General features: G+C 63.7%; 9 protein-coding genes. 2 read left to right on the top strand and 7 right to left on the bottom strand.

Annotated features, from left to right (window positions below; genetic code table 11):
- The first annotated feature begins 15 nt into the window (after nt 1-15).
- The gene (locus tag AC1D0N_RS18055; RefSeq protein WP_477246206.1) at nt 16-1191 is read left to right on the top strand and encodes an MFS transporter; all 1176 of its coding nucleotides are present in this window, start codon (nt 16-18) and stop codon (nt 1189-1191) included.
- Here the strand turns inward: AC1D0N_RS18055 and AC1D0N_RS18050 are convergent.
- Nucleotides 1155-2063 (bottom strand): LysR family transcriptional regulator, encoded by a 909-nt coding sequence (locus AC1D0N_RS18050; RefSeq protein ID WP_477246204.1) that lies wholly within the window; start codon nt 2061-2063, stop codon nt 1155-1157. The two genes, AC1D0N_RS18055 and AC1D0N_RS18050, sit on opposite strands and share 37 nt — an antisense overlap.
- Before the next feature lie 95 nt (nt 2064-2158).
- On the opposite strand from AC1D0N_RS18050, the gene AC1D0N_RS18045 reads away from it, so the two are divergent.
- Nucleotides 2159-3124, top strand: coding sequence for an SDR family oxidoreductase (locus AC1D0N_RS18045; RefSeq protein WP_477246202.1), 966 nt, complete (start codon nt 2159-2161; stop codon nt 3122-3124).
- Between the two features lie 68 nt (nt 3125-3192).
- Here AC1D0N_RS18045 and AC1D0N_RS18040 read toward each other — a convergent pair whose 3' ends face one another.
- From AC1D0N_RS18040 to AC1D0N_RS18015, 6 genes are all read right to left on the bottom strand, one after another.
- A complete protein-coding gene (locus tag AC1D0N_RS18040; protein ID WP_477246200.1) occupies nt 3193-3351 on the bottom strand; it encodes a DUF3309 family protein in 159 nt (52 codons plus the stop codon).
- 118 nt (nt 3352-3469) lie between these two features.
- Nucleotides 3470-6634, bottom strand: coding sequence for an efflux RND transporter permease subunit (locus AC1D0N_RS18035; protein ID WP_477246198.1), 3165 nt, complete (start codon nt 6632-6634; stop codon nt 3470-3472).
- Nucleotides 6635-6670: 36 nt separating this feature from the next.
- Entirely contained in the window at nt 6671-7804 is a 1134-nt protein-coding gene (locus AC1D0N_RS18030; RefSeq protein WP_477246197.1) for an efflux RND transporter periplasmic adaptor subunit, read from the bottom strand.
- A gap of 303 nt (nt 7805-8107) precedes the next feature.
- Nucleotides 8108-9529, bottom strand: coding sequence for a coniferyl aldehyde dehydrogenase (locus AC1D0N_RS18025; RefSeq protein WP_477246195.1), 1422 nt, complete (start codon nt 9527-9529; stop codon nt 8108-8110).
- A 111-nt stretch (nt 9530-9640) separates the two neighbouring features.
- The gene (locus AC1D0N_RS18020) at nt 9641-10771 is read right to left on the bottom strand and encodes a patatin-like phospholipase family protein (RefSeq protein ID WP_477246193.1); all 1131 of its coding nucleotides are present in this window, start codon (nt 10769-10771) and stop codon (nt 9641-9643) included.
- 208 nt (nt 10772-10979) lie between these two features.
- Nucleotides 10980-12068 (bottom strand): citrate synthase/methylcitrate synthase, encoded by a 1089-nt coding sequence (locus tag AC1D0N_RS18015; RefSeq protein ID WP_477246191.1) that lies wholly within the window; start codon nt 12066-12068, stop codon nt 10980-10982.
- Nucleotides 12069-12150: the final 82 nt, after the last annotated feature.

The following is a 12150-nucleotide window of genomic DNA, read 5'->3' as shown; positions in this document are numbered from 1 at the left end:
AGCGGATTCGACCTTATGGACGCGCAAAACGTCATGCAGACCGCCATTCGCGGGCGATGGGCCGTGGCAAGCATCTTCCTCGCCAATGGCTTCCTGACCGGCAGCTGGGCGCCGCAGATCCCGGTGTTCCTGACCCGGCTCGACATCTCCAAATTCACGCTCGGCCTGCTGATCCTTTTGTTTGGCGCCGGCGCTGTCGCGGCCATGACCTGGTGCGGCCACCTGATCTCCAGGCACGGCTCCCGCACCGTGCTGCGCTGGTTCGGCCTGTGCGGCAGCCTCGGCCTGCTGGTCGTCGCGCTGGCGCCCAATGTGCCGCTGGCGGCCATCGCCATGTTCATCTTCGGCGGCCTGGTCGGCGGCATGGATGTCGCCATGAATTCCAATGCGGTGGTTGTGGAAAGAAGGCTTTCCCGCGCGATCATGTCGTCCTCGCACGGCTTCTGGAGCCTCGGCGGTTTTGCCGGCGGGGCGCTTGGCGGCTTCGCCATCCAGAACTACGGGCATCTGGCCCACGCAGTTGTGGTGACGGCGATTGCCTTTGCCGTGCTCGCGGTAGCGGTCCGCCATCTGATCGTCGAAGATAAGCCCGAGGTTGCCGAGCATCATAAATTCACGCTGCCGGCAAATCCGCTGGTCTATCTGGTCGGGCTGATGGCGCTGCTAACGATGATCTCCGAGGGTGCGGTGCTCGACTGGGCGGCGTTGTATCTTCGCCAGGAACTCGGTGCCGACCTGGCCGTTGCCGGCCTCGCCTACGCCGCCTTTTCTGGCGTCATGGCGCTCATGCGCTTCCTCGGCGACGGCGTGCGCAACCGCTTCGGCGCGGTGATGATGCTCCGCGTCTCGGCGCTTGTCGCCGCCGCCGGCATGCTGGTCGCTGGTCTGGCGCCGTCGCCCTGGCTCGCCATCGCGGCTTTTGCCTTTTGCGGCTTCGGCATCGCCAACATGGTGCCGATCATCTTTTCCGCCGGCGGCAATCAGGAAGGCATGTCTTCGGGCACCGGCATGAGCGTCGTCACCACCATGGGCTATTCCGGCATTCTGGTGGCGCCGTCGGCGATCGGCTTCGTTGCCGAGCACTCAAGCTTCGGTCCGATCTTCGTTGCTTTGTCGGGGCTGCTGGTCATCGTCCTGCTGATGGCCGGACTGGCTCACCGCGCCGAGTTCGCTCCGGCTCCGGCCGAATAGCGCTTCAGTTCCTCGTAGAGGAAATCCGCGACGCGGCGGATGCGTACGCTGGTGCGCACATCGCGGTGCATGACCAGCCATACCGGCAGCACCGGCAGCGGCAGGCCCGGCAGCACCTTCTCGACCACGGGATCACGCTCGGCCAGTGGCTCCTGGCCGAGGCCGATGCCGTTTCCCGCCCGCACCGCTTCCCACAAGACGATCTGGTTGTCGGCGCGGAAGCGGAAACTGCTGCGGGTGACCGGGATGCCATATTGGGCAAAGCCGCGGATGATATCGTCGCTGCGGTCGAAGCCGATCAAGGCGTGGCCGGCAAGGTCGGCTGGCTTGAGGGGACGGCCAACCCGGTCGAGATAGGATTTGGCCGCGCAGGCGCAGAGCGGGATATCGCTGACCTTGCGCGCCACCAGCTCGTTTTGCGCCGGCTTGACCATGCGGATGGCGATATCGGCATCGCGTCGCAGCAGGTTCTCGACCTGGTTCGAGGCGACGATCTCGACCTCGATGCCGGGCTCCTCGACGCCCAGCCGCGCCGTCATCTCGGGCAGCACATAGGCCGCCACCACCTCGCTGGCGGCAATGCGCACCGTACCCTCGATCGCTTCGACCGAGCCCAGCGCCAACAGTGAGAAGGCGCTCGCCTGCTCGCTGACCGCCTTGCCGCGCTCGAACAGCGTGCTGCCGGCTTCCGTCAGTTCATAGCCATGTCGCCCACGCCGGAACAGCGTGACGCCCAGCGCCTGTTCCAGTTCGCCGATGTGACGCCCGAGCGTCGGCTGGCTTGCCGACAGCTTTCGCGCCGCAGCCGACAGGCTGCCGGTCTCCGCCACGGTGACGAAACTCTTGATCAGGTTCCAGTCGATTTCAGCCATTCATTTGTGAATATCAGAACACCAATGTCAGTCAATTTCTATTCGTTTGCAAAGGCTCCACATTGCGGACCTAAACGCAAACACGGAGACGAAAAATGACCAAGATCGCAATCCTCGGTGCCAATGGCCGGCTCGGCCGCGTGGTTGGCAAGGCCTTCATCGACGCCGGCTTCGACGTCCGCGCCGTCACCCGCAACGGCAAGGTACCGGCTGAACTGAACGGCGCTACAGCCGTCGCCGGCGATGCGCTCGACCGCGAAGCGCTGATCCGCGCCACAGAAGGTGTCGACATCATCTTCAACGGCCTCAACCCGATCTACACCGACTGGGGCAAATGCCTGCCGATGGCCGAAAACGTCATGGCCGCCTGTCATGCGAACGGCACGCTGCACCTCTTCCCCGGCACCGTTTACAACTATGGCTCGCCCATGCCGGCGGTGGTCACTGAAGACACGCCGTTCCGCCCGACGACGGAGAAGGGCCGCATCCGTGTCGCCATGGAGGCGCTGTTTCGCCGTGAGGCAGACGCCGGCCGGGTGCGCACCATCATTCTGCGCGCTGGCGATTTCTTCGGCGGCACCGGCAGCGGATCTTGGTTCGATCTGGTGGTCGCCGCCAAGATGAACAAGGGCGTCTATACGGCGCCTGGTCCGGCCAATCTCGTGCATGAATGGGCCTATCTGCCGGACTTCGCCGTGGGTTTCGTCGGGGTGGCGCGCAATCTCGACAAGCTCGGCTTCTACGAGGCGCTCAACTTCCCCGGCCACGCCGTCACCGATCTCGAGATCAAGGCAGCTTCCGAGAAGGCGCTGGGCCATCCGCTGAAACTGACGTTCATGCCCTGGTGGGTGCTGCGCGCCGGCAGCCCGTTCGTGGCCATGTGGCGCGAAATCGTCTCGATGTCGTATCTGCGCTTCCAACCGCACCGGCTGGTTTCCGACCGGCTGGAAGACATCATCGGCGAAATCCCGCGCACCCCGCTGGATGCGGCCATCTCGCAAGCCCTGGACGACATCGGCATTGCCAGCGTCGACAAGGCAAACAGGAGCAAGGCCGCCTGAGCAACCGGTGAAAAGAAAAGCCATGCAAGCTCAACGGCTTGCATGGCTTTTGTCGTTGCATCGGGGGCTTAGATCCGGCCCATCAGCAGCAGTATCAAAAGCACCACCAGGACGAGGCCGACGATGCCCGACGGGCCGTAGCCCCAGGATCGCGAGTGCGGCCAGCTCGGCACGGCGCCGATCAGGACGAGAACAAGGACGATGATGAGGATGGTGCTGATCGGCATCGGAAGCTCCCGCTTTGCGTGCTGCTCGGAGACAACGCTTTGCGTTGCTCCTGGGGACAATGCAAAAGGCCGCCCGGTTGTTCCGGACGGCCTTTTTTGTCTGGCTGATCGAATGCAGCTATTCGGCGGCCTTCGGGAAGGCGATTGCCGGTTCGTCAAGCGGACCTGGTCTTGGCCCTGCGACCGCATCGGGCTTCTTGTCGCGCCGGAACAACCGGCGGAAGAACGCATAGAAGCGGCTGTTCTTGCTGCGTGTGAACACCATCAGCATTGCTGGTGTCACCACCAGCGTCAGGATGGTGGCGAAGGACAAGCCGAAGACGATCGCCGACGACAGCGAAATCCACCACTGGGTCGACGGGGCGTTGATCGTCGTCTCGTGGTGGAAGATTTCGAGGCCGAGGCCGAAGGCGATCGGCAGCACGCCGAGGATGGCCGACATGGCGGTCAGCACCACCGGCCGCGCACGCTCGCGGCAGGTCTGCAGCACGGCGTCCATCTTGTCCCAGCCTTCTTGGCGCAGCCGGTCATAAGTGTCGATCAGCACGATGTTGTTGTTCACCACCACGCCGGCCAAGGCGATGACGCCGATGCCCGACATGACGATGCCGAACGGCTGGCCGGTGATCAGCAGCCCGAGCAGCACGCCGATCGTCGACATGACCACGCAGGACAGCACCATCAGCACGCTGGTGAACTTGTTGAACTGCATGAGCAGCACGATGCAGATCATGAAGATCGCGGCGCCGAAGGCCTTGCCAAGGAAGGCTGAGGCTTTTGCCGACTCCTCGTCCTGGCCGGCGAGCTTCCAGCGTATGCCCGGAAGCTCCATCTCGGCCATCTTCTTCTTGACCTCGGCCTGTGCCTCCGCCGGCTGGGTGCCGGTCGCCAGATTCGCCTGAACGGTGACCGTTCGCTGCGCGTCGATGCGGTTGAGGATGCCGGTCGTCAGTTCGGGTTCGCGGCTGACGAAATTGGAGATCGGCACCGACCCTTGCGCCGTTTGCACCCGCAATTGGTCCAGCGTCGCCAGTGTGCGGCGGTCCTCAGGCAGGCGCAGCCTAATGTCGACGGCGTCGTCGGCCCCTGGCGGACGATATTCGGACAGCTTCAGCCCGGTTGTCACCAGTTGCACGACCGTGCCTACCGAGGCCGGGCTGATGCCGTATTGCGCGGCCTTGGCGCGGTCCACCTTCAGCGCCCAGTCGATGCCTGGCGGCGGCAGCCCGTCCGAAATGTCTATGACACCGGGCACCGTCTTCAGCATTTTGGCCACTTCGCGGGCCTTGTCGTTCAAGCCGGCAGGGTCGGTCGCCGACAGGCGGACCTGGATCGGCTTGCCGGTCGGCGGACCGGCATCCGGTACCCTGACTTCGACGTCGACGCCGGGAATGCCGGCCATGGCGACGCGCAGGTCGGAAAGCACGTCATTGGCGGGCTTGCGCTGGCGCCAGTCGACGAATTCGTACTGGATGACGCCGATGACATCCTCGGCGACGTCGTTGTTGGCCGATCCTTGCGCCTTGCCGGCGCGTGTGTAGACGGACTTGATGCCCGGCCAGCCGAGGATGCGCTTTTCCGCCTGGCCGACGGCCGCGTCCATCTCGTCCAGCGAAAGGTTGCCGCGCGCATGGACGTAGAGCAGACCGTAATCCGGTTCGACGTTGGGGAAGAATTCGACGCCGTTACCCTTCTGGACATAAGTCCATACCGAACCAACCAGCAGCACGACGGTAAGCAGCAGCGTTATGATCGGATGGCGCACGGCGAGTTTGACCGTGCCCATATACACGCCGTCCTTGTGCTCCGGCTCCTTGTGCGCCTTGCCGAAAATGGCGCCCAGCGTCGGTGTGAAGACCAGCGCGTAGAGCATCGAGGCGCCGAGCGTCACGATCAGCGTGATCGGCATGTATTTCATGAACTCGCCGACGATGCCCGGCCAGAACAGCAGTGGCGAGAAGGCGGCAATGCGCGTCATGGTCGCGGCGATGACCGGTCCGGCCATGCGGTTGGCGGCCAGCGCATAGGCCTCTTTCTTGTCCATGCCCTCGGTCATTCGCCGTTCGGCGAATTCGGTGACGATGATGGCGTCGTCGACCAGCATGCCGACGGCCAGGATCAGGCTGAACAGCACGACGATGTTCACCGTGAAGCCGAGCAGCGACAGCATCAATATGCCGAGCAGGAACGATGACGGGATCGCCAGCCCGATCAACAGCGAGGCACGGCCAGACAGTGCATAGAGAATGACGATGAACACCAGGATGACGGCGATCATCACGTGGTTCTGCAGGTCGCCGAGCAGCTGCCGGATCGATGTCGACTTGTCCTGGCTGTAGGAAACGATGCTGCCTTCGGGCAGCTTCTTGGCATACTCGTCGGCGATCGCCTTCACCGCGTCGACGGTTTCGACGAGGTTGGCGCCGATGCGCTTCTTGACTTCGATGGCGATGGCCGGCTTGCCGTTGAGCCGGGTGATCGTCTCGGCATCCTTGTAGGTCGAGCGGATGGTGGCGATGTCGCGGGCGCGCACCACGGCGTTCGGGCCGGCGATCACCGGCAGGTTGGCGACATCTTCCGGCGTCTCGATCAGCGACGGCACCTTGACCGCATATTTTCCTTCGGCGCCCTCGATGTTGCCGGCCGCAACCAGGCTGTTGGAGGCGCCGACACCGGCGATGAGCTGGTCGAGCTGCAGTCCATAGGACGACAGCTTCACAGGATCGACGATGACCTCGACGAGATCGTCGCGCGCGCCTTCGAGATCGGCTTCGAGCACGCCCGGAACCTCTTCGATGCGGTCACGCAGGTCGCGCGCCGCCGCCGTCAGCGCCCTTTCCGGGACGTTGCCCGCCAAAGTCACAACCAGAACCGGGAACTCCGAAAGGTTGACCTCGTTGATGGTGGGCTCGTCGGCCGATTGCGGCAGGTCGCGCTTGGCGTCCGAAACCTTGGCGCGGACATCCTCCAGCGCCGTCGACAGATTGGCGCCGGGGTTGAATTCGACCAGCACGTAGCCACCGCCCTGGAAGGCGGCCGAGCGCATTTCCTTGACGTTGGAAAGGCTCTTCATGCGCGTCTCGACCGGACGCAGCAGCAACCGCTCCGAATCCTCGGGCGAGATTCCCTGCAGGCTCAGGCTGACATAGATGATCGGAATCTGGACGTCCGGCTCTGCTTCCTTCGGGATGGACATATAGGACAGCGCGCCGGCCACGATGAAGAAGATCATGAAGGACAGCGTGAGCCGCGCATTGCGGATCGCAAAACCAACGATACCCATTCGCAAAGTTTCCCGTTGCCTGTTGTGTTGCGCCGCTTACTGGGTCGCGCCGGTGGCTTCGCCGATCAGCTTCTTGATCATCGCCGGATCGGCTTCGACGGCGTTGACTGTATCGCCTTCGGTCACCAGGTCCTGTCCTTGCACAATGATGCGGGCATCCTTGGGAATGCCGCCGAGCACCAGGCCCTTTGGCGAATCGTCGACAAGATCGATCGGGTAAAAGACGACCTTGTTGTTCTTGTCGACGGCGCGGATGCCGAGATCGCCCTTGTCGCCGAGCGTTACCACCGAACGCGGCAGCATGACCGCATCGGTCGGCTGCGCGCTGAGCGAAATTTCCGCCGTCATGCCCGCCGGCAGAGCGCCGTCGGCATTGGGGATGGCGACCTCGATACGGAAGGTGCGGGTGGCCGACGACGCATCGCGGCTGATATAGCGCACCGTGCCGTCGACGATCTGGCCACTGACCAGTCGCACATTCGCCTTATCGCCAATCTTCAAATAGCCGAGATCGCTTTCGCTGACCTCGCCCCGGGCGACAATGGGATCGAGGCTGAGAATGGTGGCGACCTCGCCGCCCTGCATGACGGCGCTGCCAAGCTCCACCGGCACGCGGTCGATGATGCCATCGAACGGCGCCTTCACCTCGTTGCGGTCAAGCTCGGCTTGCATGGCTTCCAGCTGTGATTGCGCCAACGTCAAATTGGAGCGGGCGGTATCGAGCTGCAGCTTGGGCAGATTGCCGGTTTTCATCAGCCGCAGGGCGGCTTCGAGCTCGGCCTGGCGCTGCACCAGAAGCTGCTTGGCATTGTCGACAGCCGAGATCTTCTCCTCGGCAGCCAGCATCAGCACCAGATCTCCGGCCTTGACGTGCTGGCCCTGCTTGACCGGCAACTCGGCAATGACGCCAGCCACCCGCGTCGCCAGCACGGCGCGCTTGTCGGCTTCGGTCAATCCCGAAATGCGGATGGCGCGGGCATAGGTGGCGCGCGGCGGCGTCACCACGGCGACGGTGCGAACCGGCGGCTTTGGCTGTTCGACTTCCGCTGCCTTGGGCTTGTTGTCGACGGAGGCGCTGCCGACGGACGAGAACACGCCCGTCCCAACCCACGCCGCGAAGCCAACAAGCACGACAACGGCTGCAAGCTTGTGAAACCTGATCTTCATCATCGTTTTTCCACTGTGCGGGGCATGGCCAGGCCGCGTCTTCTACTCGGGCGCGCTGCCGATATGGGTGCGCGCAAGGCCGTGTTCAATTTGCCGTGAACGGCGAAGCGCGCTTCTACATCAAAGTTGCACCGCAAAATAGTCAGAAAAGTTGATGGGTTATGGTGCCACCGGGCAGGCGCACCCGCCATTCCCAGGCTTCTGGCCGCCTGCCAGCCCGCTTTCTCTGGTCTTCATGCTCGTGGCAGTAGGCGTCAGGATAATGTGCAACCTCTCAACTATGTGAAGTAACCAGGGGCGAATCCGTCAGGTAATCAGCCTCAACAGACGGAAAAGCCTCTCGAATGTCTTGCCATAGGGTGGACGCAACAAGCCACCAGCACTCAGCTTGGACTGCAGGAAAACCGGCTTCTCCTTGCTGAAGGTGCGAAAGCCCCATTCGCCGTGGTAGGCGCCCATGCCACTGGCGCCAACACCGCCGAAGGGCTGTCTTTCCTGCACCAGATGCAGCATGCAATCGTTGATCGTGACACCGCCGGCGATGGTTTCGCGCAGGATCCGCTGGCGGTTGCCGTGATCGCGCCCGAACCAATACAGCGCAAGCGGCCGCTCCACCCGGTTCACGTGATCGATGGCGTCGTCGATCGTGCCGTATTCGATGATCGGCAGCACCGGCCCAAAAATCTCTTCGCGCATCAGCCGCAGATTTTCGCCTGCGTTCCTGACCAGGGTCGGCGTCATCTTGCGGTTGGTGGCGCCGAGGTCTTCGCCGGCCGGGTTGATCTCGATGATTTCGGCGCCGCTCTCGCGGGCCTCGGCGATCATATCGCCAAGGCGCTGACGATGCCGTTCGCTGATGATTGAGGTATAGTCGGGGTTGTCGCGCAGGCTCGGGTAGAGCCGCTTCATGGCCGCGGCAAGTTTTGCGGCGATCGCCTCGCTCTGCCCTTGCGGGACGAGCAGATAGTCGGGCGCGATGCAGGTCTGTCCGGCGTTCAGAAGCTTGCCATAGGCGACACTGGCCACCGCCGCATCGAGATCGCAGGACGCGTCGAAGATGGCCGGCGACTTGCCGCCGAGTTCGAGCGTGACCGGCGTCAGATTGGCCGCCGCCGCCAGCGCGACCTGACGGCCGATTGCGGTCGAGCCGGTGAACAGCAAATGATCGAACGGCATCGATACGAATGTCTTTCCGACGTCGGCATCACCGATGACGACGCTCATCTCGTCGGGCGCAAAATGCTTGCCGACCAGTCGATCGAGCAGCGCGGAGAATTGCGGCGTCAGTTCGGACGGTTTGAGCAGAACGCGATTTCCCGCGGCCAACGCGGCAGTGGCCGGCGCGATGGCGAGCTGGAAAGGATAGTTCCAGGGCGACACGATGCCGACGACACCGACCGGCTGCGGAAGAAGGCGGTTGCGTCCCGGCAGAAACGGCAGGCTGGTGGCAACGCGGCGCTCCCGCATCCATCCGCGCAAATGCGCCAGTGCATGCCGTATCCCGGCGCGGACGACGAACAATTCCGCCAGCCGCGTCTCCTCGGCCGACCGGCCGCCAAAATCGGCGTCGATGGCGGAGCATATTTCGGCCTCATGCTGCTCGGTGAGCGCCAGCAGGCGCTTGAGGCGATCCTTGCGGACGTCGAAGCCTGGAAAGGGCTCTTTCTCGAATGCCCTGCACTGCAGCTCGAACAATGCGCCGAGGGCATCCTGTCTGGTCTGCAACATCGCAACCTCCCGTTTACGTCTAGGTAAGCTACAACGCGCCATGGGCCGAATCCAGCACTTCCCCGGTTCCCCTGGGGAAGCACTGCGCCACACCGGTCCTGACGGACTGATCTATGCCTGACGGCGTACCTGCTCAGGCCTTTTGCGCGCCGCCAGAAATTCCTTGACCCGCCGGCCAGGTGCGGGACCACGCACCGGCTTGAAACCGTCATCGAGTTCGCCGGAGAGATCGAGCGTCGGCCGCTTGCCGACGACGTCGTAATTCTCCTCCAGCCAGTCGCTGGCGGCGGTGCGGCCGAGGTCGCGCAGATAGGCCAGGAAGGCCCATTCGGCATTGACCTTTGACGATGCCGACAGGTCCTTGAACGCCTCGTCGGCATCGATGCGGTGCATGCGAATGTCGCGGTATTCGCCATGCGGCAAGCGGCCGGCGGCGATCAGTTCCTTGACGAAGGCGATCGAGCGGAATTCCCGCAGCAGCCCGGCGTTGAAGGTGATCTCGTCGATGCGGTTCTGGATTTCGTTGGCGCTCTTCGGCGTCCCTTCGCGCACCACCGGATTGATCTGCACCAGAAGCACATCCTCGGTCGCCGCCGTCTTGAAGAACGGATAAAGCGCCGGATTGCCGCCATAGCCGCCATCCCAATAGGGCACGCCCTTGATCTCGACGGCCTGGAACAGTTGCGGCAGGCAGGCCGAGGCCATCACCGTGTCGAGGTCGATCTCGCCGTCCGAGAAGACGCGCAGCTGCCCGGTCTCGACATTGGTGGCCGAGATGAACAGCTCCATCGATTTGCAGGCACGCACATTGCCGAAATCGATCTCCTGTTCGACTACGTCGCGCAGCGGGTTGAGGCCGAGCGGATTGGCGACATAGGGCGAAAACACCCGCGACATGGTGTCGAAGAAGAAATAGCCGGGCGTGTTCTCGATCGACCAATTGCCCCAGGCGACATCCCACGGCATGCGCTGCACCGGGCTGAAGCGGCCCTTGGCCGCCACCGCGCGCCAGAAATCGTCGAGCTTTTGCCGCGCGCCGTCGACTCCGCCGCGAACAAAGCCGTCGGCCAGCGCCACCGCATTCATGGCACCGGCGCTGGTGCCGGAAACCGCTGAAATGTCGAGCCTGCCATCCTCCAGCAGCCGGTCGAGCACGCCCCAGGAAAAAGCCCCGTGCGAGCCTCCGCCCTGCAGCGCAATGTTGATCTTCTTGGTTTCCTCCGCCTTGCCGTTCTTCGTCATGGCGTTCCTGTCGATTTGGTTGCTGCGTACCTCGTTGCATCCGGGAATCGGAGCGGCTCGGCTGCAGCGGACTTATGTTGCAGTGCAGCATATAAGTCCCGACCAAGGCAAGAACACGAACACGGTCGCGTGATCACATGAAATTTCGGTCATGAAGAAAAAGCCTCTCCACTTCGAAGCGGAGAGCTGGCTTCGAACGCTGGGAAGCTCAGGCCACCAAATCCGGCACCGGTCCGACATAGCGCGACTGTGGCCGGATCAGCCGTCCGGTCGCCTGTTGCTCACGCGCGTGCGCGATCCAGCCCGCCATCCGCCCGGCGGCAAAGACATTGCTGAACGCCTCTTTCGGAAAGCCCGCCGCCTCCAGCAGCAGCGCGGTGTAGAACTCGACATTGGTCTGCAGCGAGCGCGACGGCTTGGCGACCCGGAGCACGTCGAGCGCGGCCTGCTCCACTTTCTCGGCGAAGGCCAGCCGGCGACCGGTTTCGCCCTGGCTGCCGAGTTGCCGCACCACCGCCTTCAAGACGTCGGCGCGCGGATCGCGCACCCGATAGATGCGGTGACCAAAGCCCATGATGCGTTCGCCGCGCGCAATTTCGGCGCGCAGCCAGCCGGCGGCATCGCCATGCGCATCGATCGCATCCAGCATCTCGATCACCGGTCCAGGCGCCCCGCCATGCAGCGGACCTTTGAGGGCACCTAGCCCTGCCAGCACCGACGATGTCAGGCCGGCCTGCGTCGATGCCACCACGCGCGTCGCGAAGGTCGATGCGTTGAGGCCGTGATCGCAGACGGTCACCAGATAGGTGTCGAGCGCCGTGGCCAGCGCCGGTGACGCGGCAGTGCCGGTCAGCATCCTCAGCATGTCGCCGGCATGATCGGCGTGCGGGTCGGGGGCGATCGCCGGCGCCCCACGCTTGGCGCGCAACAGGGCCGGCGTCAGCACCGCAGGTGCCGCGATCAGCCGCAGCGCATCCATCAATGTGTCGCCGTCCGGCAGCATCGCAATGCCGGCGCGCATGGCGCTGTAGATGTCGAGCGGCGCCAGCGAGGCAAGCATCGGGTGAAGCCGCGCGAGGACGTTAACGCGCGCCTCGCCGATCCTCTCCGCCAGTTCCGCATCGCCCGGAAGATCCTCGAAGAAGCCGTCGAGCAACAGGCGAACCACCTGTGCGTAGCGCCAGCGGCCGGCCAGTTCCGGCAGCGAATGCCCGCGGATGGTGAGACGACCGCCAAGACCATCGACGTCGGAAAGCACTGTCTCCGCCGCCACCACGTCATCGAGCCCGTTTGCCATGGCTGTCTCCTTGACCAATTTCGTATTGGAGATAATGGTGAGCGATCGAATCATCAATCTTGATCAAGTGAATCAATATGTC

Source organism: Mesorhizobium sp. P2_E10 (assembly GCF_056404235.1).
This window is presented reverse-complemented; position numbering and strand designations above follow the sequence as displayed.

Excerpts from the sequence above, each read along its gene's own strand:
- AC1D0N_RS18055 (WP_477246206.1), top strand. The coding sequence starts at position 16 with ATGGACGCGCAAAACGTCATGCAGACCGCCATTCGCGGGCGATGGGCC.
- AC1D0N_RS18050 (WP_477246204.1), bottom strand. The coding sequence starts at position 2,063 with ATGGCTGAAATCGACTGGAACCTGATCAAGAGTTTCGTCACCGTGGCG.
- AC1D0N_RS18045 (WP_477246202.1), top strand. The coding sequence starts at position 2,159 with ATGACCAAGATCGCAATCCTCGGTGCCAATGGCCGGCTCGGCCGCGTG.
- AC1D0N_RS18040 (WP_477246200.1), bottom strand. The coding sequence starts at position 3,351 with ATGCCGATCAGCACCATCCTCATCATCGTCCTTGTTCTCGTCCTGATC.
- AC1D0N_RS18035 (WP_477246198.1), bottom strand. The coding sequence starts at position 6,634 with ATGGGTATCGTTGGTTTTGCGATCCGCAATGCGCGGCTCACGCTGTCC.
- AC1D0N_RS18030 (WP_477246197.1), bottom strand. The coding sequence starts at position 7,804 with ATGATGAAGATCAGGTTTCACAAGCTTGCAGCCGTTGTCGTGCTTGTT.
- AC1D0N_RS18025 (WP_477246195.1), bottom strand. The coding sequence starts at position 9,529 with ATGTTGCAGACCAGACAGGATGCCCTCGGCGCATTGTTCGAGCTGCAG.
- AC1D0N_RS18020 (WP_477246193.1), bottom strand. The coding sequence starts at position 10,771 with ATGACGAAGAACGGCAAGGCGGAGGAAACCAAGAAGATCAACATTGCG.
- AC1D0N_RS18015 (WP_477246191.1), bottom strand. The coding sequence starts at position 12,068 with ATGGCAAACGGGCTCGATGACGTGGTGGCGGCGGAGACAGTGCTTTCC.